Origin of the sequence: Cellulomonas sp. APG4, from assembly GCF_009996735.1 — a bacterium.
GTDB lineage: Bacteria > Actinomycetota > Actinomycetes > Actinomycetales > Cellulomonadaceae > Actinotalea.
This window is the reverse complement of sequence record NZ_JAACYI010000007.1, coordinates 36,280-59,509: the sequence shown is the minus strand read 5'-3', so window position 1 is coordinate 59,509 and position 23,230 is coordinate 36,280. Positions and strand designations below refer to the sequence as shown.

The window sequence follows — 23,230 nt, the reverse complement described above, 5'->3', positions numbered from 1 at the left end:
CTGCGCGGCCGGCTCGACGAGGAGGACGCCGGGGTGTCGTTCGATCTCGATGGCTGCCGTGTCTACGCGGAGGCGGGGGAGCTGCTCGCCGACGGGCACGTGCGCGAGACGTACGACGACGCGCTCCTGGTCGAGGCCGAGCACTTCACCGGACGGTGGCTCGAGCCGGGCGACGCCGTGATCGTGCAGGTGCTGAGCGCCGTTCGCGGCGAGTGCGTCTACGACGCGGTCGTCGCGTGGGCGGAGACGGGTCGGGTCGAGGTGCGCGAGCTCCGGCTGCGCGAGGCGGTCCAGAAGCGTTCGGCCGTCCGCGTGCCGACGTCCCTGCCCTTCCGCGTGACCCACCGCCTCGAAGGGCGCGAGCAGGTCGAGCTCGACAGCCCGCTCGACCTCGTGGTGGTCGACGTGAGCGCCCACGGCCTGCGGTTCTCGGCGCCGGTCGAGATCGAGCCCGACACGCGTCTCGCGCTGCACTTCCAGGCGGACGGCGTGGACGCACCGATGGTGGTGCGCGTCCTGCGGGTCACCGAGATGCCCCGCGGCTACGCCCACGGCTGCACCATCGAGGGGCTCGACGAGCGGCGCACCGACGACCTCTTCTCGTTCGTCCTCGCGGAGCAGCGCCGCCAGCGCGCCGCACGGCTCGACGCGATCTGAGGCGACCCGCGACCGCACGTCGGGCGGCGTCCGCCCGATGGTTGAGGCGTCACGTACCCTGACCCGGTCAGTCCGGGGCAGGGCCCCGCCGATCGCCGGGGAGACGCCGTGAGCACCAAGCGCACCGCCAAGGACGAGCGCCGTGAGCGCATCGCCGAGCTGCAGGCACGCCAGCAGCGCGCCGAGCGTCGCCGTACCTGGCTGATCCTCGGGATCTCGGGCCTGGTCGCCCTTGCCCTGGTGGTGCCCACGGCACTCGTGCTCACGGGGGAGCAGCGGCGCCAGGACGAGGTGGCCGCCGCGGCCGAGGCCCCGATCGAGGGCGTGACGGAGGTCACCGACCTCTCGGCGACGCACGTCACCACGCCGGTGGACTACGAGCAGACGCCGCCCCTCGGCGGTGACCACCACCCCACGTGGCAGAACTGCGGCTTCTACAGCGAGCCAGTGGTGGACGTGCACGCGGTGCACTCGCTCGAGCACGGCGCGGTCTGGATCACCTACGACCCCGAGCTCGACGACTCCCAGGTGGCCGAGCTCCGCGCGCTCACCGAGCGGCACCCGTACCTCCTGGTGAGCCCGTACGACGGCCTCGAGGCCCCCCTCGTCGCGAGCGCCTGGGGACTGCAGCTCCCGCTCGAGGGCGTGGACGACGAGCGGCTCGAGCCGTTCCTCGTCAAGTACCTCCAGGGGCCGCAGACCCCTGAGCCCGGCGCTGCCTGCAGCGGGGGCATGGGCGCGTGACGGCACCCGTGCGCCCGGCAGGTGCACGGCCGGGGGTGGTGGCCGTGGCGGTCGGCCTCGTCGCGCTGGCGGCCGGCGTCGCCGTCGGGCTGCTGCTCGCGGGGTCGCTCGTGCGGGCCGACCACCCGGTCGAGGGGTCGGCGGACGTGGGCTTCGCCCGGGACATGCAGACGCACCACGCGCAGGCGGTCGAGATGGCGGTGCTCGTGCGCGACCGCTCGGACGACGACGAGCTGCGCCAGGTGGCCCTCGACATCGAGCTCACGCAGCAGAACCAGATCGGCCAGATGCACGGCTGGCTGTCCGTCTGGGGGCTCCCGCTCGCCGGGACCGCCGAACCGATGGCGTGGATGGCCGACCACGGGCACGGTGCGGGCGCCGACGACGGCGAGGTGACCCGGATGCCGGGGCTCGCGACCGAGGAGCAGATGGCGGCGCTCGCCGACGCGGAGGGCGTCGAGGCCGAGCGCCTGTTCCTCGAGCTGATGATCCCGCACCATCGGGGCGGGGTGGACATGGCGCGCGCGGCGCTCGACCGCGCCGAGCAGCCCGAGGTGCGGCGCCTCGCGCAGGCGATGGTCGACGCCCAGACCGCGGAGATCGTCGTGCTCGAGGCGCTCCTCGCCGCGCGCTGAGCCGACGGGCGCCGCCGGTCCCGCACCGCGGCGACGGCCGGCCCCGGGTATCACGGGGCAGGCGGCGCAGACGCTCAGCGGGAGTGACGCTCGGGGCGTCGGGTGCGGTGGTGCGTCCCGGGGTGCGCGGTCGCGCGGGCCGCCGAGCGCCCCTTGGGCCCCGTGTCGACCTGGATGCGCAGCGGTCGCCCACCCACCCGTGCGGCACCGATGCGACGGAACGCCTCGGGGTCGAGGTCGCGGCGGATCTCCACCAGGCTGAAGCTCGCGAAGATGTCGATCTTGCCCAGGTCCTTGCCGCTGAGCCCGCCCTCGCCCGTGAGGGCGCCGACGATCGCCTCGGGCCGGGCTCCGTGGGTGTGGCCCACGGCGACCTTGTAGCGCGTCACGCCGGGGTCGCCCGCGCGGCGGGCCGCGGTGCGCGCGCGCTCCTCGCTCGTGAACGCGACCCGACCGTCCTCGACCTGGGCGCCGCGCGCCTGCTGGGCGGGAGACGGCTCGAGCTCCGACGCGGCCTGGGGCCCTTCGTCGCCCACGCCCATCGCGGCGAGCACCGCGGCGACGTCGAGCAGGTCCATGCCCGATCTCTCGACGTGCGCCGCCACGGCCTCGCGGTACATCTCCAGGCGTCCCGCCGCGAGGCGGTCGGGGCTGCGGTCGAGCAGCTGGCGCACCCGGTGGGCGGACACGGCGGCCGGGCTGGGGACCGTGATCTCCTCGAGCCGCTGGCGGGTCGTGCGCTCGATCGCGCGCAGCCGGCCCTGCTCGTTGGGCGTCACGAAGGTCAGCGCCTCGCCGGTGCGGCCGGCCCGGCCCGTCCGTCCGATCCGGTGCACGTAGGCCTCGGGCTCGGTCGGCACGTCGAAGTTGACGACCAGGCCGATGCGGTCGACGTCGAGGCCGCGGGCGGCGACGTCGGTCGCGACGAGCACGTCGAGCGCCCCGGCACGCAGTCGCTCGACGATCTTCTCGCGGTCCTTCTGCGCCACGTCCCCCGAGATGGTCGCGGCCGACACGCCGCGGGCGACCAGCGCCGAGCCGACCTCCTCGGCGGCGCCGCGGGTGCGGGTGAAGACGATCGCCGCCTCGGCGTCGGACGTCGCGAGGACGCGTGCCAACGCACCGGTCTTGTGACGGTGGGGGACGACGGCGTAGGCCTGGCGCACCGCGGTCACGGTCGAGGACTGCCGCGCGACGGCGATCCGGACCGGGTCGGTCAGGTGGGCCGCCGCGACGCGCACGATGGGCGGCGGCATGGTCGCCGAGAACAGGGCGACCTGGCGCTGCGCGGGGGCGTGACCGAAGACCTTCTCGACGTCCTCGGCGAAGCCCATCCGCAGCATCTCGTCGGCCTCGTCGAGCACGAGGTAGCGGACGGAGTCGAGCCTCAGCGTGCGGCGCTCGAGGTGGTCGATGACGCGTCCGGGCGTCCCGACGACGACCTGCGCACCGCGCGCGAGCGCGCGCTGCTGGGGGAGGAACGGCGCACCGCCGTAGACGGGCACGACGGCGACGCCCGGGAGGTGCCGCGCGAAGGACTCGAGGGCCTCGGCGACCTGCAGTGCGAGCTCGCGCGTGGGGGTCAGCACGAGGGCCTGGACGTGCTTCGCACCGGGGTCCACCTGCGCGAGGAGCGGCAGGCCGAACGCCGCCGTCTTGCCCGTGCCGGTCTGCGCGACGCCGGTGATGTCACGGCCCGCGAGGAGGGCGGGGATGGCCTCGGCCTGGATGGGCGTGGGCCGGGTGAAGCCGAGGTCGAGGACGGCGCGGAGCACGGGCTCCGGGAGGCCGAGGTCGATCAGGTCGGGCTCGCGCTCGGGGCGTGCGTCGGTCAGGGCGTGCTCAGGCATGGGAGATCCGGTCCGTCGTCGGGTGGGAGCTGCGGTGGGACGCCGAGGGGCGGCCCTGACGTCGCGGTCCCGATCCGTTACGAACGGCCGGCCGAGCCGGCGGCACACCGCTGCCGCACGCGGCGGCAGGCACACAGGGAGAGGCGACGCACTCCAGGGGTCGTCCCGAGTCTACGGGGAGGACGGCGCCGGAGGCGAGGTACGGCCCCGTGAGGCGCGTCACCCGGACCGTTGACCGCGTCTCGGGCGCGACCGTACCGTGCAGTAGCTTCGGGCGGGAGACCCCCGCCGCGGACGAGAGGCGGGTGGGCACATGTCCCTGTTCCCCGAGGTCGACTGGCACGTCCCGCAGGTGGGGGGCGAGGCCGCCGGTGGCGCGTCGTCGGCCGCCCGCCGCCCGGCCGACGTGCTCGTGCTCGCCCCTGACGACCCGCTCGACGCGACGACGCGCGAGCGCCTCGAGGCGGGCTGCGGTCTCGTCGTCGTGGGTGCAGGGCCGTGGGGGGAGGCCGTGCGCACGCTGCTCGCGGAGCGAGGCGTCGAGGTCACCCCGCACCACCCCGCGCGTGGACCGCTCGTGCGCGACGGCGCAGCAGTCGCCGGCACTGGGCAGGACCTGCTCGCGCGGGTGGTCGACCCGGAGGGCACCGTCGGGGCACATTTCGCCGCGCCCCCGGGTACCGCGCCGCTGCTCCGCAGCGCCGACGGCGCCGTCGCGGCCCTCGTCCTGCCCGCAGGGGACGGGGCGCCGGAGGGCTCCGGACCCGGTCGGGTCGCCGCCGTGGCCGTCGACCTGCCGTCGGCGCCCTGGGCGACCGAGCTGCTGCACAACCTCGTGGCCTGGGCCGCGCCGGCCCGGCGCACGGACGCCGCCGCGACCACCGCCTCGGGTGCGGTCGCGGACCCGGCGTGGAACCGCCTGAAGGACGCCGTGGGCGCACTCCAGGCCCTCCAGGCCAAGGACGGCTCGGTGCCCGAGCCCGGGGACCACGCGCGGGCTCGGGACCTGCTCGCCGAGCTCCGGGGCGCGGTGGGTGAGCTCGCGCGCTGGTTCCCGCACGACTCCGCCTACCTCGCGGCGCTCGACGCCGACCTGGCCCGCTGGGCGCTGGACCTGGGCGTACCGGACTTCCTCGACTCGCTCGTGGCCTTCCAGCCCCAGACCCAGCGCGTCGACGGTCTGCAGCACCTGGTCGTCTTCCCGATGTACACCCAGAACGGCAGCCCCGACAGGCACCTCGAGGCCGTGCTCGTCGAGGTGATCTGGCCCGCGTTCGTCGCCGAGCTCGAGGCGGGCGACTACTCGAACAGGCTCTTCGTGCCGATCCGGTTCGTCGACTTCACGGCCGGCTACGACACGAACTCGGCCGTGCTGTTCCCGGAGACCGTCGCCATGCGCGCGGTGCCGCAGTTCACCTGGGGCGCGATCTTCGCCGACCGCGAGGCCGCCCGGTTCCGGCGGGTGGTACGCGCCGCGGCGGAGACCACCTCGCTCGCGCTCCCGCCCGACGCCGCGCGTCTGCTCGAGGACCAGGACCTCGCCGAGCAGACCTTCGTCATGTGGGACCTCATCCACGACCGCACCCACATGCGCGGCGACCTGCCGTTCGACCCCTTCATGATCAAGCAGCGCATGCCGTACTTCCTCTACTCGCTCGAGGAGCTGCGCTGCGACCTCACGGCCTTCCGCGAGTCGGTCGCCCTCGAGGAGCGCGGAGTGCCGCACGCGCGGCTGGTGCAGTACGCCGTCGTCTTCGACCGGATCTTCCGGTTCGCCATCACGGGCTCGCGCGTACGCAACTACGACGGCCTGGGCGGCCAGCTGCTGTTCGCGTGGCTCCACCAGCACCATGTGCTGCACTGGACCGACAACCGGATGACCATCGACTGGGAGGGGGTCCCCGAGGCGGTGCTCGAGCTGGGCCGCCGCATCGAGGACCTCTACTGGCGCTCGATCGACCGGCCCAAGATCGCGCACTGGCTCGCCGCCTACGACCTCGTCTCGCAGACCCTCACGCCGCACCCGGCGTCCGTGTGGGCCCAGGGGCCCGCGGCCCTGCCCCTCACCGCCCCGCTCAAGGAGATGACGGACGCGGTGCTGCCCGACGAGTTCCCGCTCTCGATGTTCTACGAGGCGCTCAGCCGCAAGATCGGCGACGTGGTCGCCTCGACCTCGGGGATCACGGGCCGGGGCTGAGCCGCAGCGGTGAGAGGATCGCCCGCGTGACGCTCCACGACCCGACCCTGCGCGGCTTCGCCTCCGACAACTACGCCGGCATCCACCCCGAGGTGCTCGCGGCCATCGCCGCGGCCAACGAGGGGCATCAGGTGGCCTACGGCGAGGACCTCTACACCACACGCCTGCAGGACGTGATGGCCGAGCACTTCGGCCGCGACGTCGAGGCGTTCTGCGTGTTCAACGGGACCGGCGCGAACGTGCTCGCGCTGCAGTCGATGCTGCCGCCGTGGGGCGCCGTCGTATGCGCCGAGACCGCGCACGTCAACACCGACGAGAACGGCGCCCCCGAGCGTGTCGCCGGGATCAAGCTGCTCACGGTGCCGACCCCGGACGGGCGGCTCACGCCCGAGCTCGTCGACCGGCAGGCCTGGGGCTGGGGCGACGAGCACCGTGCCCAGCCCCTCGTGGTCTCGATCACGCAGACCACCGAGCTCGGCACCTGCTACACGCCCGAGCAGGTCGCGGCGATCTGCGCGCACGCGCACGAGCGCGGCATGCGGGTGCACATGGACGGTGCGCGCATCGCGAACGCCGCGGCGTCCCTCGACCTCCCGCTGCGGGCGTTCACGACCGACGTGGGCGTGGACGTCGTGTCGTTCGGCGGGACGAAGAACGGCGCCCTCGCGGCCGAGGCCGTCGTCGTGCTCGACCCCGAGGCCAGCACCGGGCTCACGTACCTGCGCAAGATGAACATGCAGCTCGCGTCGAAGATGCGCTTCGCCTCGGCGCAGCTGCTCGCCCTGCTCGAGGGCGACCTGTGGCTGCGCTCGGCGAGCCATGCCAACGCGATGGCGCAGCGCCTGCGCGACGCCGTGATCGACCTGCCGGGCGTCGAGGTGGTGCGTCCGGTCGAGTCGAACGCCGTGTTCGCGATCCTGCCCGACGGTGTCGCGGACCGGCTGCGCGAGCGGTTCCGGTTCTACGACTGGGACGAGGCCACGGGCGAGGTCCGGTGGATGTGCGCGTTCGACACGAGCGAGTCCGACGTCGACGCGTTCGCAGGTGCGCTGCGCGAGGAGCTGGCCCGGCGTTGAGGACGCGGATCGGCCCGGGGCCTGGTCCTCAGAGCAGACCCGCGTCGATCAGACGCAGCGCGAGCACGTTGCCGTCCGGTCCTGTGACCGTCCGTGCGACGTCCGCCGGGTCGAGACGCTCCTCCTCGTTCGGCGTCGGCGTGCCGTGCGCGAGCATCTGCTCGGTGGGGGAGAGCTGGCGGATCGCGATGAGCTCGACCCTGTCCGGGTGCTCGGCGGCGATGGTCCGGTAGATCTGCGGGTCGTGCTGGCCGTCGTCGCCCACGAGCACCCAGCGCACGTGCGGGAACTCGGCGATGAGCCGTCGCAGCGTCGCGAGCTTGTGGTCCTGCCCGCTGCGGAACCAACCCGTGTTCGTCGGCCCCCAGTCGGTGAGCAGCAAGGGCCCGACGGGGTAGCCGTGCCTGCGCAGGAAGCGGCCGACCATCGGTGCGACGTTCCAGGCGCCCGTCGAGAGGTAGAACGTCGGGGCACCCGGGTGGGAAGCCTGCCAGCGGCGGTACAGCCCGGCCATGCCCGGCACCACGCGGCGCGCGTTCTGGTGCAGCACCAGGGAGTTCCACGCCGCGAGGAGCGGACGGGGCAGGGCCGTGACCATGATCGTGTCGTCGATGTCGCTGACGAGCGCCGTGCTCTGCTCGGGCCCGACGACCAGGACGGGGGCGACCACCACCTCGCCCCCGAGCGCGAGGCGTGCCTCGTGCCAGCCGGGTTCGAGCGCGACCTCGAGCATCGCGTCGACATAGCCTCCACGGTCGGAGCGCACCTCGAACCGCCGGCCGCCCAGCTCGACCTCGACGGCGACGTCGGGCACCTGGGCCGTGAGGAACGAGCGCCAGCCGCGCACCGCCCGCCGTTCGGCGTCGGGCCCCCGCTCGGCGGCCTCGTCCGCGTGCGTGCCCGGTGCGGCGAGCAGCGCCCGCGCGAGGATGCGGACGCGGTCCGGGCTGCCGTAGCCGGTGTACGGCTCGACCCGGGGGACCCAGCCGCGGCGTCCGAGAGCGCTCGACAGGACACGGTTGAACCTGTCCTCGAGCCGGGCGGCGAGGTGCGGGCGGCTGGTGCGGCTCGTGCCGCTCGGTGCTGTCTCCACGGCACGCGAGTCTGGCACCCGGCGCGCGCTCCCGCGCGAGGAGCCCCTCTCGACGGCGGAGGGACGACGCTCGGCGGGCGGGCGTGCGCGGCCGACGGTAGGAAGGTCGCGTGACTCCCATCGGCTTCCACGCGTCCCACGAGCAGATCCACCCCGCCGAGCTGCTGCGCGCCGTCCAGCACGCCGAGCAGGCGGGCTTCGACATGGCCATGTGCTCCGACCACTTCGCACCCTGGAGCGAGCGCCAGGGCCACTCGGGCTTCGCATGGTCCTGGCTGGGCGCGGCACTCGCGACCACGGACCTGAGGTTCGGCGTCGTCAACGCGCCCGGCCAGCGCTACCACACGGCGGTCGTGGCCCAGGCGATCGCGACGCTCGGCGCCATGTTCCCGGGACGCTTCTGGGCGGCCCTCGGCTCGGGCGAGAACGCGAACGAGCACGTCACGGGCGATCCGTGGCCGGTGAAGGACGTGCGCGACGACCGCCTGGTCGAGGTGGTCGGCCTGATCCGGCGGCTGCTCGCGGGCGAGGAGGTCACCCACCACGGCCTCGTCACCGTGGACCGGGCTCGGATCTGGACCCTGCCCGACGTCGTGCCCCCGCTCGTGGGCCCTGCCGTCACGCCCGCCACAGCGCGCCGGGCCGCGGGGTGGGCCGACGGCCTCGTCACGATCAACCAGCCGCACGACGTGCTGCGCGAGGTGGTCGACGCCTACCGCTCGGCCGGCGGGCGCGGCCCGCTCGCGCTCCAGGTGCACGTCTCGTGGGCGCCGGACCAGACGGAGGCCGAGGAGATCGCTTTCGACCAGTGGCGCTCGAACGTCTTCCCGCCGCCCGTCTGCTGGGACCTCGCGACGCCCGAGCACTTCGACGTGGCGACCTCGCACGTACGGCCCCAGGACGTGCACGCCGCCGTCCGCGTCTCGTCGTCGACCGCGCAGCACGTGCAGTGGCTGGGGGAGTACGCGGAGCTCGGGTTCGACGAGATCTACCTGCACCACGTGGGACAGGAGCAGCGGGGGTTCATCGACACCTTCGGCGAGCACGTGCTGCCGCAGCTGCGCACGGCGGGGTCGAGCTCGTGAGGATCACCGACACGGGCGACCTGTGGTGGAAGAACGCCGTCGTCTACTGCCTGGACGTCGAGACGTTCATGGACTGGGACGGCGACGGGACGGGGGACTTCCAGGGGCTGGCCCAGCGCATCGACCACCTCGCCGAGCTGGGCGTCACGTGCTTGTGGCTCATGCCCTTCTACCCCACCGCCGATCGCGACGACGGCTACGACATCAGCGACCACTACGGGGTCGACCCACGCCTGGGCACGCACGGCGACCTGGTCGAGCTGGTCCGCACGGCCAAGGACAGGGGCATGCGGGTGATCGCGGACCTCGTGGTCAACCACACCTCCGACCAGCACCCGTGGTTCCGGGCCGCACGGCGCAGCACGGACAACCCCTACCGCGACTTCTACGTGTGGCGCTCGGTCCCGCCGCCCGACACCTCCGACCAGGTGGTCTTCCCCGACAAGGAGGACGGCATCTGGGAGCTCGACGACCGCACCGGTGAGTACTACCTGCACCGGTTCTACAAGCACCAGCCCGACCTGAACGTCGCCAACCCGAAGGTGCGCGACGAGATCGCCAAGGTGATCGGGTTCTGGCTCGAGCTCGGTCTCGACGGGTTCCGGGTGGACGCCGTGCCGTTCTTCCTCGAGACCCTCGGCATCAGCGAGCACGAGTCCGAGGACTTCGGGGACCCCCACGCCTACCTGCGGGCGCTGCGCACCTTCCTGAGCCGCCGCAACGGCTCGGCGATCATGCTGGGCGAGGTGAACCTGCCGCATCCCGAGCAGATCACGTACTTCGGCGACGGGCACGGCGACGAGCTCACGATGATGTTCGACTTCGTCGGCATGCAGGCGACCTACCTGTCGTTCGCACGCGCCGACGCCCGGCCGCTCGCCACGGCCCTCGCCGGACGCCCACGCATCCCCGCCGACTGCCAGTGGGCCAACTTCCTGCGCAACCACGACGAGCTGACGCTCGACAAGCTCACCGACGAGGAACGCGAGGAGGTCTTCGCGGCGTTCGGGCCCACCGCGGACATGCAGCTCTACGGGCGAGGGCTGCGCCGTCGGCTGCCTCCCATGCTCGACGGTGACCCGCGCCGGCTGCGCATGGCCTACTCGCTGCTCTTCGCGCTCCCCGGCACCCCGACCCTCTTCTACGGCGAGGAGATCGGCATGGGTGAGAACCTCGACGCGCCGGGGCGCCTCGCCGTGCGTACGCCCATGCAGTGGTCGGCCGAGAAGAACGGCGGCTTCTCGACCGCCGCCCCCTCACGCCTCGCGGGTCAGGTGACCGGCGGCGGGTTCGCGCCCGAGTTCGTCAACGTCGCCGACCAGCGTCGCGACCCCGACTCGCTGCTCAACTTCATCCAGCTGCTCGTGCGGCGCTACCGCGAGTGCCCCGAGCTCGGATGGACCGACGTCGAGGTCCTCGACCAGCCGCGCACGTGCGTCCTGGCGCTGCGCAGCTCGGTCGACGACGCGGCGGTCGTGACGCTGCACAACATGAGCCCCGACCCGTGCACCGTCCCGCTCGACCTGCCGGACGACGCGGGCAGCCGGCTGGTCGACCTGCTCGAGCGGGGAGAGGCGCACGTCGACGACCGCGGCCGCGTCGAGCTCACGCTCGAGGGCTACGGGTTCCGCTGGCTGCGCGTCGCGCATGCCGGTCACCGCAGGCTGGTCTGACCGGTGCCCACGCCGGGTCAGGAGGTCAGCGCAGCCACGGTGCGCAGCGCGTCGAGATCGCCTTGGACGAGCATCGTCGTCACCACCGTGGGTTCCCACGCCGCGAGGCGCTCACGGATCGCCTCGCGCGGGCCCACCAGGGCGACCTCCTCGACCAGTGCGGTCGGGACCGCCGCGGCGGCGTCGTCGCGGCGCCCTTGCGCGTACAGGTCGGCGATCTGCTCGCACGCGTCGACGTAGCCGAGTCGCTCGACCATCTCGCGGTGGAAGTTCGCGGTGCGCGCACCCATGCCACCCACGTACAGGGCGACGAACGGCCGCACGGCGTCCGCGGCCTGCTCGACGGTCGGCGCCACCACCACGGGCACGGTCGCGCTCACCTCGAAGCGCTCGGCGGGGCGCAGGCGCTCCGAGCGCTTCGCGAAACCCTCCGCGAGCACCTCACGGTAGTGCGCGTCGACCCTCGGCGCGTAGAAGAGGGGCAGCCAGCCGTCGGCGATCTCGGCCGCGAGGGCGACGTTGCGCGGGCCCTCGGCCGCGAGGTGGATCGGCAGGTCACCACGGAGCGGGTGCACGGTCGGGCGCAGCGCCCGCCCGAGGCCCGTGCCCTCGCGTGCGGGCAGCTGGTAGAAGGCGCCGTCGTGCACCACGGGCGCCTCGCGTCGCAGCACCTGCCGGACGACGTCGACGTACTCACGCGTCCGTGCGAGGGGCCTCGGGTACGGCACGCCGTACCAGCCCTCGACCACCTGGGGCCCGGAGACGCCCAGTCCGAGCTCGAAGCGACCACCGCTCAGGTGGTCGAGCGTGAGGGCGGCCATCGCGGTCGCCGTCGGCGTGCGCGCCGAGATCTGTGCGATCGCCGTGCCGAGACGGACGCGCCGTGTCCGCGACCCCCACCACGCGAGCGGGGTGAACGCGTCGGAGCCGTAGGCCTCGGCGGTCCAGACCGAGTCGAGACCGAGCTCCTCGGCCGCGTGGACGGCATCGGCGGCGTGCGGATCGGGGCCCGCACCCCAGTACCCCAGGTGGTAGCCGAACCTCATGGCGACACCGCCTCGGGCAGGTCACCCGCGGGCCGACGTCGTCGTCGGCGCCTGGCTGTGCGCACCGCCACCACGGCCATACCCGCGAGCAGCACGAGCACCAGCAGCGGCACGAGGACCGCCGAGAGGCTCAGCGCGAGGCTCGTCGCGTCCTCGGCGGCGCTCACCACCGGCGCACCGACACCCAGCGTCAGCGCGTTCACCACGCCCCGACCGAGGGCCTTGGCGACGTGCACGACGAGCGCGAGGAGCACGCCGATCGCCACCGGTACCCAGTCTCCCGACGTCACGAACGCCTCGGGGTCCGTGACGGCCGTCGTCTGTGCACCCGAGCCCGCACCGAACGCGAGCCCGCCCGCGGTGGGCCGCACGACGGTCTGCACGACGTCGTTGACGTGGTCGACGCCCGGCACCTTGTCGGCCACGACCTCGAGCACGAGCAGCACGGCCAGCACGGCCAGCACCCACTCGCCGGACAACCACTGCCAGCCCTCGGGGAGCGTGACCAGGCCCGTCCAGCGATCGAGCGCACCGAGCACGAGCAGGGGCAGCGCCGCGTTGAGGCCGGCCGCCGTGGCCAGCCCGGTGCCGGTGAGGACCTCGAGCATGCGCCCAGCATGGCAGGCGCCCGCGCGAGCGGCGACGACGTACGTCGCGGCCTAGGGTGGCCGCGTGCCCCGGCCCCACCGCGTCCTGCGCGCGAACGACGACGTCGTGCGCGCGGGACTCGCCCGCATCCGGGCGGAGCACGAGGTCCCGGTCGAGTTCTCCGGAGCCGCGCTCGAGGAGGCCGCGACCGCCGCGACCGCAGCGCCGAGCCGCGAGCGGCGCGACCTCACCGGGCTGCCGTTCGTGACTCTCGACCCGCCGGGCTCGACCGACCTCGACCAGGCGATGCACCTCGAGCGCCGCGGCTCCGGCTTCCGCGTGCGGTACGCGATCGCGGACGTCGGCGCCTTCGTGCGGCCCGGCGGCGCGCTCGACGCGGCGGCCCACGCACGCGTCCAGACCGTGTACTGCCCTGACACCCGCGTGCCGCTGCACCCGCCCGTGCTGAGCGAGGGCGCGGCCTCCCTGCGTCCCGGCGCGGACCGGCCCGCCGTGGTGTGGGAGCTCGACCTCGACGCGACGGGGGAGCGGACCGCCGTCCGGGTCGAGCGCGGCGTGGTGCGCAGCGTCGCCCGTCTCGACTACGGCACCGAGCAGGCACGCCTCGACGCGGGCCTGGACACCGACGAGCCGATGTCCCTGCTCGCCGAGATCGGCTCGCTGCGGGCACGGCTCGAGCGGGAGCGGGGCGGCGTGTCGCTCGGGCGGCCCGAGCAGGAGGTCGTCCAGCACGAGGACGGCGGGTGGGAGCTCGCCTACCGCGCGACGCTCCCGCTCGAGGACCACAACGCCCAGATCTCGCTGCTCACGGGCATGGCCGCCGCCGAGCTCATGGTCGGCGCCCGCGTGGGGGTGCTGCGCACCATGCCCGCGGCCGACGAGCGCGATGTGCGCCGGCTGCGCCGGCAGGCGCTCGCGCTCGGGGTCGCGTGGCCGGTGGGCCGGGACTACGGCGACGTGCTCACCGACGTCGACCACACGAGCCCTGGGGGCGCCGCGTTCCTCGCGGCGGCGACCACGCTCTTCCGCGGGGCCGCGTGGACGCCCTTCACCGGTGACCCGCCGGCACCTGCGGAGCACGGGGCCATCGCCGCGCCCTACGCCCACGTCACGGCACCCCTGCGGCGCCTCGTCGACAGGTACGGTCTCGAGATCTGCCTCGCGGCCTGCGCCGGGCGCGCGGTCCCGGGCTGGGTGCTCGAGGCTCTCGACGACCTCGGTGGGACCATGGCCGACGGCGCCCGACGCGCGTCGGCCGTGGACCGCGCGTCCACGGACCTGGTCGAGGCAGCAGTGCTGCAGCACCGCGTGGGCGAGGAGTTCGACGGGGTCGCGCTCGACGAGCGCACCGTCCAGCTCGCCGAGCCCGCCGTCGTCGCCCGCACCGAGGGCGACCCGCTGCCCGAGGGCGAGCGCGTGCGGCTGCGCCTGGTGACCGCGGACGTCGTCGAACGGCGCGTCGCCTTCCGCCAGGTGGCTGACGGCGGCGCGTCCCCGTCCCGCCCGGCACCGTCCCGCCCGTAGGATCGACGGGACGGACCGCGACGTCGGCGCGGTGAGGGCGCGAGCGACCCGGTCGCGGGGTGACCGGGGGCAGGGTGGACGTGGACGATGTGGGCAGGCCGACGCGGGAGGCCGCGGTGAGCTCTCGACGCTCGGAGCTCATGACCCTGCCCAACCTCATCAGTGCCGCCCGCCTGCTCCTCGTGCCCGTGTTCGCCGTCCTGCTGCTCCAGGGCCACGACCTGTGGGGTCTGGTCGTGCTCGCCGTCGCCGCGGCCAGCGACTGGGTCGACGGCAAGATCGCCCGTGCGCTCGACCAGGTCTCGCGCCTGGGTGAGCTGCTCGACCCGGCGGCCGACCGCCTCTTCATCCTCGTCACGCTCGTCGTGCTCGTGATCCGTGACGTCGTGCCGTGGTGGGTCGTGGGCGCCGTCGTCGGGCGGGACCTGCTGCTGACCGTCGTGCTCGCCGTCCTCATGGTGCGCGGCGTCGGCCCCTTGCCGGTGCACTTCCTCGGCAAGGCCGGGACCTTCGCGCTGCTCTACGCGTTCCCCCTGCTGCTGCTCGCGCAGTGGCCGGGCACGGTGGGTGCCGCCGCAGGCCTGGTCGGCTGGGCGTTCGCGTGGTGGGGGATCGGGCTCTACTGGTCGGCCGCGGGCGTCTACGTGCGCCAGGCGGCAGGTGCCCTGCGAGGTCGCGCGGCATGACGCCCGGGGAAGGGCGCCGAGAGGGGGCCGGTCACGCCTGGTACGGGCCCGTGCGCGCCGGCGGTACCCACGCGGCGCCCGCCGTCGACGCGTCCATGAGCCTGCTCAACGAGGTGATGTACCGGCCGGTCGACACGGCCTACGCCGAGGCCGCCGAGCGACCGCGCGTCGAGCGCAGCCGCGCAGCCCGCGTGCGCCGCGCGACGGTGCACCTGGTGCTGGCTGCCGCCCTGGGTGCGCTCACCGTCAGCGCGATCTCCGCGCTGCGCACGCCGCCGCCCGAGGCGGTGTCGGGGCGGGCCCTGCTGCGCGAGCAGATCGAGGAGCGCTCGGCCGCGGTCTCGGCGCTGCAGGAGGAGACCGGAGCGCTCTCGGCCGAGATCGCCGACCTCCAGGAGGACGCGGTCGCGGCCGAGAACCCCGAGCTGTTCGCCCAGCTGACGCGGACCGAGCTGGTCTCGGGTGCGGTCGCCGTCCAGGGCCCGGGCCTCGAGGTGGTCCTCGACGACACTGCCGGCGGTGACACCCGCACGGATCCGCTCTCTCGTGTCCAGGCGCTCGACCTCCAGGTGCTCGTCAACGGCCTCTGGTCGGCCGGGGCGGAGGCGATCGCGATCAACGGCGAGCGGCTCACGGCGCTGAGCGCGATCCGCGGCGCCGGGCAGGCCGTGCTGGTCGACCTCGCCCCCGTGCTCCCGCCCTACCGCGTGGAGGCCGTCGGAGACGTGCGCGCGCTCCAGACGGGTCTCGCGCGCTCGGGTGCCCAGAGCCACCTGATGTCGATCGCGGGCACCTACGACATCGACGTGACCGTGCGTGCCGTGCCCGAGCTCCTGCTTCCGGGCGCGGGCTCGAGCCGCCTGCGCTTCGCCGATCTCCCCGATGACGCGCCGCTGGTCCCCGACGGGACCTCGACGGCTGCGGATGTGGAACAGTCGGCACCCCCGGACGGAGGGACACCATGATCGCCGTGCTCGGGCTGCTCGTCGGAGCAGCCGTCGGACTTCTGCTCGAGCCGACCGTGCCGTCGGTGCTGCAGCCCTACCTCCCGATCGCCGTGGTCGCGGCGCTCGACGCGCTCTTCGGAGGGTTGCGTGCCCTGCTCGACGGGACGTTCAACGACAGGGTCTTCCTCGTCTCGTTCCTGTCCAACGTCGTCGTCGCCGCCCTGATCGTCTTCCTCGGCGACCAGCTGGGGGTCGGCACGCAGCTGTCGACCGCCGTCGTCGTCGTCCTCGGGATCCGGATCTTCTCGAACGCCGCGGCCATCCGCCGCCACCTCTTCCGAGCCTGACATGACCCCCGACCACCGCAAGGACGCACCCTCCCCGCACGGGCCGCCCACCCCCACGGTCGCCTCGTCCTGGCGCACCGTCGCGCGGGCCCTGCGACCACGGCTCAGCCGTGCGCAGCTCACCGCGGGTGTGCTGAGCGCCCTGCTCGGCTTCGCGCTGGTGGTGCAGGTCCAGGCGAACCGCGACGTCGGGCTGGCGGGGCTGCGACAGGACGAGCTCGTCCGGATCCTCGACGAGGTCACCCAGCGCAGCGACGAGCTCGAGCGCGAGGCTGCCGACCTCCGTCGCGAACGGAGCGAGCTCGTGACCGGCTCGGACACGCAGCGGGCTGCGCAGGAGGCTGCCGAGGAGCGCGCCGTCGTGCAGGGGATCCTCGCGGGCACGCTGCCCGCCGAGGGGCCGGGGATCGAGCTCACGCTCACCGAGCCCCAGGGCAAGATCCCGGCGCACGTGCTCTACAACGTGCTCGAGGAGCTGCGGAACGCCGGGGCCGAGGCGATCCAGCTCAACGACGTCCGGGTGACCGCGTCGACCTACGTGATCGAGACCGAGGACGGCGTCGAGGTCGACGGCCGTGTCCTGGAGGCGCCCTACCGGTGGCGCGTGATCGGTGACCCGGGGACGTTGACGACGGCGCTCGACATCCCCGGCGGCGCCCTCGCGTCCGTGCGGAACGCCTCGGGACGCACGAACGTCACGACGCCCGACCTGGTCGAGGTCGAGGCGATCAAGGAGGCCCGCGTCCCCGAGCACGCGACCCCGGTGCCTCCCGAGTCCACGGACTGAGGCTGCCGCACCGCATGCTGTCCGCATAGGCTGTGCCTGCTGGTGCACCACCCGCCTGCCCGATGCCGAGGAGGAACCATGGACGAGCGCGACGCGCCCGAGCAGCGGGGTGCTGCCGACACGACGATGGCCTTCGGCGAGGGCGTCCTCACCGGTGTGGATCACGACGCCGGCCCGGTGGGGCTCAGTGCCGAGGAGCAGGCCGCCGTCGCGGCCCTGCCGCCCACGTCGGCGCTGCTCATCATGCAGCGCGGCCCGAGCTCGGGCGCCAGGTTCCTCCTCGACGCCGAGCGCACCGTGGCGGGGCGCAGCCCCAACGCCGACATCTTCCTCGACGACGTGACCGTGTCCCGCAAGCACGTCGAGTTCGTCCGCGAGCTCGACGGGTTCGTGGTGCGCGACGTCGGATCGCTCAACGGCACCTACGTGAACCGCAACCGGATCGACCAGGCGCTGCTCCGTCCGGGTGACGAGGTCCAGATCGGCAAGTTCCGGATGACGTTCCACCCGAGCCCGAGCCGTGGCGGCGGCTACGAGCCGCGTCACGCGGGCACGGTGCAGTGAGCCCTCGCGCCACCGCGGCGCGGCAGGGCGTCGACGGGGTCGGTCGTGCCGACGCCGCGGACGCGCCCGGGGCGCCCACCGAGTCCGCCCCCTCGGCCTCCGGCGAGCCGTGGCCGCGGGGGGTGTCGCGAGAGCCCTCGATGCGGATCTCCGACGTCCTCGCGGATCTCGGCGCGGACTTCCCGGCCGTGACGCCGTCCAAGCTCCGATTCCTCGAGGAGCAGGGACTCGTCGAACCGCGTCGCACGCCCGGCGGCTACCGGCAGTACAGCCCGGCCGACGTCGAGCGCCTGCGCTACGTGCTGCGTCAGCAGCGCGACCGCTACCTCCCGCTCAAGGTCATCGGCGAGCAGCTCGCCGAGCTCGACGCCGGGGCGGGGGAGGAGCCGCTCACCCCACGGCTCGCGACCCTCGACGGCGAGCGGACCGGCGCGGCCGTCGCGGCACCGACCGTCCACCAGGTGGCCGAGGCCGCGGGTGTCGGGGCCGAGCTCGTGTCGGAGCTCGTCGACGCCGGCGTGCTCCGCACGCTGCCCGGGGGGCGCCTGGACCCGTGGGCCGAGGAGGTCGTCCAGGTGGCCGCCGCGCTCGGCGAGCACGGCGTGGACCCACGTCACCTGCGCGCGTTCCGCGCGGCGGCGGACCGTCAGGTCGCGATCGTCGAGCAGATCGTGGCTCCCGTGCGCGGGCAGCGCTCGGCCACCGCCCAGGGACGTGCGGCCGCAGTGGCGGGCGAGGTGGGCGAGCTGTGCAACCGGATGCACACCGCGCTCGTCCGCTCGGGCGTCGCCGGCCTGGTCCCCTGACGCGTGGCCCCGGCGCGCGGCGTAGCGTGGGTACATGGCTGACGAGGAACTGGTCGAGCTCGAGGTGCTGGGCGTGCGCAGGCAAGCACCCCTCGACCAGGTCGTCGTGCTGCTGCTGGACGTCGCCGGGCGACGCCTCCTGCCAATCGTCGTCGGCGTGGCCGAGGGCTCGTCCATCGCGGCCGCGCAGGCCGGGGTCGCCGCGCCGCGGCCGATGACCCACGACCTCCTGGTCTCGCTCGTCCGCACCCTGGGGGCCGAGGTCGAGCGGGCCGAGGTGACGGCCCTGGTGGACGGTGTCTTCCACGCGGCCCTCGTGCTCGACTCGGGGCAGCGGGTCGACGCCCGCGCCTCCGACGCGATCGCGGTGGCCGTGCGGACCGGGAGCCCGGTGCTGTGCGCGCCCGAGGTCCTCGAGGAGTCCGGCCTCGAGGTCGAGGAGCGCGCGCCGGAGGACGAGGTCGAGGAGTTCCGCGCGTTCCTCGACACCGTCAACGCGGACGACTTCGGCTCGGGGGACGAGGGCGGACGAGGCCCCTCGGCACCCTCGTGAGACCGAACCGTGACCTTCAGGTTCAGGTTGAGACACGCCGATGCGACACACCGGGCCCGGCGCGCCGCGTGGCGTCGTTGACGGACCTGGGGCGCCGCTCTAGCGTGACTCGTGAACATCCCGTGGAGCCCCGGACATCGGTGCTGACCAGCGGATGGACGACGAGGAGGGCCCGTGAGCGGCAGCGGTGACAACGCGGAGGACGTCGTCGGCGTCCCCCAGCGAGCCCAGGGCCTGCTGTTCGGCGACGAGCTGCCGGACCTGGACACGACGACCGGCTACCGCGGGCCGACGGCCTGCCGCGCGGCAGGCATCACGTACCGCCAGCTCGACTACTGGGCGCGCACCGGCCTGGTCGAGCCCAGCATCCGCACCGCGAGCGGGTCGGGCACCCAGCGGCTGTACAGCTTCCGGGACATCCTCGTCCTCAAGGTCGTCAAGCGCCTGCTCGACACCGGTGTCTCGCTCCAGCAGATCCGGACCGCCGTCGGCCACCTGCGCGAGCGCGGCGTCGACGACCTGGCGCAGATCACGCTCATGAGCGACGGCGCGAGCGTCTACGAGTGCACATCGGCCGACGAGGTGATCGACCTGGTCCAGGGCGGGCAGGGCGTGTTCGGGATCGCCGTCGGCCGCGTCTGGCGCGAGGTCGAGGGATCGCTCGCGACCCTTCCCACGGAACGGGCCGAGGACGACTCGACCGCTCCCGCGTCGACCGCGGGTGACGAGCTGGCAGCGCGCAGGCGTGCCCGGACGGCCGGCTGAGGTCTCTTGACCTGGGGCGCAGCCTTCGTGGGAAGCGTCTTGACCAACCGCTGAGGTGATCGTGACCTTCGGCGCGGGATGGTCACGCCGTGGACGGCGTCCGTCTCGCGGGACGGACAGGGCGCACCGTGCTCCCACCGGGTACGGTGCACCTGCCCCACGACCCATGAGGTGAAGCGTGTTCTCCAAGGTTCTCGTCGCCAACCGCGCAGAGATCGCGGTCCGTGGCTTCCGCGCCGCGTACGAGCTCGGCGCCCGTACCGTCGCCGTCTTCCCGCACGAGGACCGTGCGTCGGAGCACCGCCTCAAGGCCGACGAGGCGTACCCCATCGGGGAGCCCGGCCACCCCGTGCGCGCGTACCTGGACATCGACGAGATGATCCGGGTGGCGCAGGAGGCCGGGGCCGACGCGATCTACCCGGGGTACGGCTTCCTGTCCGAGAACCCCGAGCTCGCACGCGCCTGCGCACGTGCCGGGATCACGTTCGTGGGCCCGCCGGCCGAGGTGCTCGAGATGGCGGGCAACAAGGTCAGCGCGCTGCGCGCCGCACGCGAGGCGGGGATCCCCGTCCTCGCCTCGTCCGAGCCGTCGTCCGACGTGGACACCCTCGTCGCGGCGGCGGACGAGATCGGGTTCCCCGTGTTCGTCAAGGCCGTCGCGGGCGGCGGCGGACGCGGCATGCGACGCGTCGACCAGCGCGAGGACCTGCGCGACGCCCTCGCCGCAGCCATGCGCGAGGCCGACAGCGCGTTCGGCGACCCGACGGTGTTCCTCGAGCAGGCCGTGCTCCGACCGCGGCACATCGAGGTGCAGATCCTCGCCGACGCCACGGGCGAGGTGGTGCACCTGTTCGAGCGCGACTGCTCGGTCCAGCGTCGGCACCAGAAGGTCATCGAGATCGCCCCGGCACCGGACCTCGACCCGGCGATCCGCGACGCGCTCTGCCGCGACGCCGTGACCTTCGCGCGCAGCATCGGCTACGTGAACGCGGGCACGGTCGAGTTCCTCGTCGACACGGTGGGGGAGCGCGCGGGCCAGCACGTCTTCATCGAGATGAACCCGCGGATCCAGGTCGAGCACACGGTGACCGAGGAGGTCACGGACATCGACCTCGTCTCGTCGCAGCTGCGGATCGCGGCGGGGGAGACGCTCGCAGACCTCGGCATCTCCCAGGACTCTGTGCGGGTCAACGGGTTCGCCCTCCAGAGCCGGATCACCACCGAGGACCCGGCGAACGGCTTCCGCCCGGACACCGGCCGCATCATCGCCTACCGGTCGCCGGGCGGCGCCGGGGTGCGGCTCGACGGTGCGACCGCGTCGGCCGGCGCAGAGATCAGCGGCCACTTCGACTCGATGCTGGTGAAGCTGACGTGTCGCGGCCAGGACTTCCCGATGGCGGTGCGGCGCGCCCGCCGAGCGCTCGCCGAGTTCCGCATCCGCGGCATCCGGACGAACATCCCGTTCCTCCAGGCCGTGCTCGCGGACCCCGACTTCGTGGCCGGGGGACTGGCCACCTCGTTCATCGAGGAGCGGCCGCACCTGCTCGCGGCCAAGGAGAGCGCCGACCGCGGGACCAAGCTGCTCGCCTACCTCGGGGACGTCACCGTCAACCGGCCGCACGGCCGCCCGGAGTCGATCCTCGAGCCGCAGCGCAAGCTGCCCCGGCTCGACCTCACCCAGCTGGCCCCCGACGGCACCCGGCAGCGGCTCCTCGAGCTCGGCCCCGAGGGCTTCGCGCGTGCCCTGCGCGAGCAGACCGCCGTCGGCGTCACCGACACGACGTTCCGTGACGCGCACCAGTCGCTGCTCGCGACGCGGGTGCGCACCTACGACCTCGCGACCGTCGCGCCGTACGTGGCGCGCATGACCGGCGGTCTGCTGAGCGTCGAGGCCTGGGGCGGTGCGACCTACGACGTCGCGCTGCGCTTCCTGGGTGAGGACCCGTGGGAGCGTCTGGCGATCCTGCGCGAGGCGTTGCCCAACGTGGCGCTGCAGATGCTCCTGCGCGGACGCAACACGGTGGGCTACACGCCCTACCCGACGGAGGTCACCCAGGCCTTCGTCCGCGAGGCGACCGCCACCGGCATCGACATCTTCCGCATCTTCGACGCCCTCAACGACGTCGACCAGATGCGCCCCGCGATCGAGGCCGTGCGCGAGACCGGTACCTCGGTCGCCGAGGTGGCGCTCTGCTACACGGGCAACCTGACGGACCCGGGGGAGAGCCTCTACACGCTCGACTACTACCTGCGGCTCGCCGACCGCATCGTCGACGCGGGCGCCCACGTGCTCGCGATCAAGGACATGGCCGGTCTGCTGCGTCCGGCGGCCGCGCGCACCCTCGTGACCGCGTTGCGCGAGCGCTTCGACCTCCCGGTCCACCTGCACACGCACGACACCGCGGGCGGGCAGCTCGCGACGCTCCTCGCCGCCGTGGACGCCGGCGTGGACGCGGTCGACTCCGCCTCGGCCGCGATGGCAGGCACCACGAGCCAGCCGTCGATGTCGGCGCTCGTCGCCGCGCTCGAGCACACCGAGCGTGACTCGGGCCTGTCGCTGCGGGCCGTGAGCGACCTCGAGCCCTACTGGGAGGCCGTGCGGCGCATCTACGCGCCCTTCGAGTCCGGCCTGCCGGGACCGACGGGCCGCGTGTACGAGCACGAGATCCCCGGCGGACAGCTCTCCAACCTGCGCCAGCAGGCGATCGCGCTCGGCCTGGGGGACCGGTTCGAGCAGATCGAGGCGATGTATGCCGCGGCCGACAGGATCCTGGGACGGCTCGTGAAGGTCACGCCGTCGAGCAAGGTGGTGGGCGACCTCGCGCTCCACCTGGTGGCGCGGGGCGCGGATCCCGAGCACTTCGCGGCCGAGCCGCAGGAGTACGACATCCCCGACTCGGTCATCGGCTTCCTGGGGGGAGAGCTGGGCGACCCGCCCGGCGGGTGGCCCGAGCCCTTCCGCTCGCGCGCCCTCGCGGGTCGCACCGCGCACCGCGAGCCTGCGCGGCTGAGCGACGAGGACCGCGCCGACCTGGACGGCACGTCCGAGGCGCGCCGGAACCGGCTCAACCACCTCCTGTTCCCCGGGCCCACCAAGGAGCTCGAGCAGGTCCGCGCCGCCTACGGCGACGTGAGCGTCCTCGACACGGCGCGCTACCTCTACGGGATGTCGCCGTCCACCGAGGTCGAGGTCGAGCTCGACAAGGGTGTGCGGCTGCTCGTGGGCATGGAGGCCGTGGGGGAGCCCGACGAGCGCGGCATGCGCTCGGTCATGTTCACCCTGAACGGGCAGCTCCGCCCGCTCCAGGTCCGCGACCGCTCGGTCGAGGTGGACCAGACGGCGGCCGAGAAGGCGGACCCCGGGACTCCCGGCCAGATCGCGGCGCCGTTCGCGGGTGCGGTGACACCGTTGGTCCAGGAGGGGCAGAAGGTCGAGGCCGGCCAGGCCGTCGCGACGATCGAGGCGATGAAGATGGAGGCCTCCATCACGAGCCCCGTGGGTGGGACGGTCCAGCGGCTCGCGATCGGTGCGGTGCAGCAGCTCGAGGGTGGCGACCTGGTCTGCGTCATCAGCTGACGCACGCCT

21 protein-coding genes are annotated in these 23,230 nt (G+C 73.7%); 17 read left to right on the top strand and 4 right to left on the bottom strand.

From position 1 onward, the window contains the following. Nucleotides 1-33: 33 nt before the first annotated feature. The 3 genes from GXB85_RS18795 (at nucleotide 34) to GXB85_RS07340 (ending at nucleotide 2,036) form a co-directional block, all read left to right on the top strand. Nucleotides 34-657, top strand: a complete 624-nt coding sequence (locus GXB85_RS18795; protein WP_161916992.1) for a PilZ domain-containing protein — start codon at nucleotides 34-36, stop codon at nucleotides 655-657. 108 nt (nucleotides 658-765) lie between these two features. Further along, complete coding sequence (locus GXB85_RS07345) at nucleotides 766-1,401, top strand: DUF3105 domain-containing protein (protein ID WP_161916991.1); 636 nt, start codon at nucleotides 766-768, stop codon at nucleotides 1,399-1,401. A 44-nt stretch (nucleotides 1,402-1,445) separates the two neighbouring features. After that, the gene (locus GXB85_RS07340) at nucleotides 1,446-2,036 is read left to right on the top strand and encodes a DUF305 domain-containing protein (RefSeq protein WP_370524071.1); all 591 of its coding nucleotides are present in this window, start codon (nucleotides 1,446-1,448) and stop codon (nucleotides 2,034-2,036) included. 74 nt (nucleotides 2,037-2,110) lie between these two features. Here the strand turns inward: GXB85_RS07340 and GXB85_RS07335 are convergent, their stop codons facing one another. Further along, on the bottom strand, nucleotides 2,111-3,886 hold the full coding sequence (locus tag GXB85_RS07335) for a DEAD/DEAH box helicase (RefSeq protein WP_161916990.1): 1,776 nt from the start codon (nucleotides 3,884-3,886) through the stop codon (nucleotides 2,111-2,113). Between the two features lie 835 nt (nucleotides 3,887-4,721). Here GXB85_RS07335 and GXB85_RS07330 point away from each other — a divergent pair. After that, nucleotides 4,722-6,083, top strand: a complete 1,362-nt coding sequence (locus GXB85_RS07330; RefSeq protein WP_370524090.1) for a DUF6421 family protein — start codon at nucleotides 4,722-4,724, stop codon at nucleotides 6,081-6,083. Nucleotides 6,084-6,109: 26 nt separating this feature from the next. After that, entirely contained in the window at nucleotides 6,110-7,159 is a 1,050-nt protein-coding gene (locus GXB85_RS07325; protein ID WP_370524070.1) for a low specificity L-threonine aldolase, read from the top strand. 28 nt (nucleotides 7,160-7,187) lie between these two features. On the opposite strand, the gene GXB85_RS07320 is transcribed toward GXB85_RS07325, so the two are convergent. Then, complete coding sequence (locus tag GXB85_RS07320) at nucleotides 7,188-8,252, bottom strand: phosphatase domain-containing protein (RefSeq protein ID WP_161916989.1); 1,065 nt, start codon at nucleotides 8,250-8,252, stop codon at nucleotides 7,188-7,190. A gap of 110 nt (nucleotides 8,253-8,362) precedes the next feature. Between GXB85_RS07320 and GXB85_RS07315 the strand changes: the two genes are divergently transcribed. Together GXB85_RS07315 and GXB85_RS07310 are read left to right on the top strand one after the other, a co-directional pair. Further along, entirely contained in the window at nucleotides 8,363-9,337 is a 975-nt protein-coding gene (locus GXB85_RS07315) for a TIGR03885 family FMN-dependent LLM class oxidoreductase (RefSeq protein ID WP_161916988.1), read from the top strand. Continuing rightward, on the top strand, nucleotides 9,334-11,010 hold the full coding sequence (locus GXB85_RS07310) for an alpha-amylase family protein (RefSeq protein ID WP_161916987.1): 1,677 nt from the start codon (nucleotides 9,334-9,336) through the stop codon (nucleotides 11,008-11,010). The genes GXB85_RS07315 and GXB85_RS07310 overlap by 4 nt, the downstream gene beginning before the upstream one ends. 17 nt (nucleotides 11,011-11,027) lie before the next feature. On the opposite strand, the gene GXB85_RS07305 is transcribed toward GXB85_RS07310, so the two are convergent. Both GXB85_RS07305 and GXB85_RS07300 read right to left on the bottom strand, forming a co-directional pair. Beyond that, nucleotides 11,028-12,056, bottom strand: coding sequence for an LLM class F420-dependent oxidoreductase (locus GXB85_RS07305; RefSeq protein ID WP_161916986.1), 1,029 nt, complete (start codon nucleotides 12,054-12,056; stop codon nucleotides 11,028-11,030). Next, nucleotides 12,053-12,664 carry a DUF4126 domain-containing protein gene (locus GXB85_RS07300; protein WP_161916985.1) on the bottom strand — a complete coding sequence of 204 codons (612 nt, stop codon included), beginning with the start codon at nucleotides 12,662-12,664 and terminating at the stop codon, nucleotides 12,053-12,055. The genes GXB85_RS07305 and GXB85_RS07300 overlap by 4 nt, the downstream gene beginning before the upstream one ends. 64 nt (nucleotides 12,665-12,728) lie before the next feature. Here GXB85_RS07300 and GXB85_RS07295 point away from each other — a divergent pair, with 64 nt between their 5' ends. The 10 genes from GXB85_RS07295 to GXB85_RS07250 all read left to right on the top strand — a co-directional run bounded on the left by GXB85_RS07295 (nucleotide 12,729) and on the right by GXB85_RS07250 (nucleotide 23,221). Beyond that, nucleotides 12,729-14,189: an RNB domain-containing ribonuclease gene (locus GXB85_RS07295; protein ID WP_161916984.1), complete on the top strand. Its 1,461-nt coding sequence runs from the start codon at nucleotides 12,729-12,731 to the stop codon at nucleotides 14,187-14,189. A 116-nt stretch (nucleotides 14,190-14,305) separates the two neighbouring features. Further along, on the top strand, nucleotides 14,306-14,875 hold the full coding sequence (locus GXB85_RS07290) for a CDP-alcohol phosphatidyltransferase family protein (protein ID WP_370524069.1): 570 nt from the start codon (nucleotides 14,306-14,308) through the stop codon (nucleotides 14,873-14,875). Continuing rightward, on the top strand, nucleotides 14,872-15,840 hold the full coding sequence (locus GXB85_RS07285) for a DUF881 domain-containing protein (RefSeq protein WP_161916983.1): 969 nt from the start codon (nucleotides 14,872-14,874) through the stop codon (nucleotides 15,838-15,840). The genes GXB85_RS07290 and GXB85_RS07285 overlap by 4 nt, the downstream gene beginning before the upstream one ends. After that, entirely contained in the window at nucleotides 15,837-16,169 is a 333-nt protein-coding gene (locus tag GXB85_RS07280) for a small basic family protein (protein ID WP_161916982.1), read from the top strand. Before GXB85_RS07285 ends, GXB85_RS07280 begins: the two co-directional genes overlap by 4 nt. A 1-nt stretch (nucleotide 16,170) precedes the next feature. Beyond that, a complete protein-coding gene (locus GXB85_RS07275; protein WP_161916981.1) occupies nucleotides 16,171-16,956 on the top strand; it encodes a DUF881 domain-containing protein in 786 nt (261 codons plus the stop codon). A 78-nt stretch (nucleotides 16,957-17,034) separates the two neighbouring features. Further along, nucleotides 17,035-17,520 (top strand): FHA domain-containing protein, encoded by a 486-nt coding sequence (locus tag GXB85_RS07270; RefSeq protein WP_161916980.1) that lies wholly within the window; start codon nucleotides 17,035-17,037, stop codon nucleotides 17,518-17,520. A gap of 140 nt (nucleotides 17,521-17,660) precedes the next feature. Then, a complete protein-coding gene (locus tag GXB85_RS07265) occupies nucleotides 17,661-18,326 on the top strand; it encodes a MerR family transcriptional regulator (RefSeq protein WP_161916979.1) in 666 nt (221 codons plus the stop codon). 34 nt (nucleotides 18,327-18,360) lie between these two features. Beyond that, on the top strand, nucleotides 18,361-18,879 hold the full coding sequence (locus GXB85_RS07260) for a bifunctional nuclease family protein (RefSeq protein ID WP_161916978.1): 519 nt from the start codon (nucleotides 18,361-18,363) through the stop codon (nucleotides 18,877-18,879). A gap of 174 nt (nucleotides 18,880-19,053) precedes the next feature. Beyond that, complete coding sequence (locus GXB85_RS07255; RefSeq protein WP_161916977.1) at nucleotides 19,054-19,644, top strand: MerR family transcriptional regulator; 591 nt, start codon at nucleotides 19,054-19,056, stop codon at nucleotides 19,642-19,644. Between the two features lie 178 nt (nucleotides 19,645-19,822). Beyond that, nucleotides 19,823-23,221 carry a pyruvate carboxylase gene (locus GXB85_RS07250; protein ID WP_161916976.1) on the top strand — a complete coding sequence of 1,133 codons (3,399 nt, stop codon included), beginning with the start codon at nucleotides 19,823-19,825 and terminating at the stop codon, nucleotides 23,219-23,221. Nucleotides 23,222-23,230 lie beyond the last annotated feature (9 nt).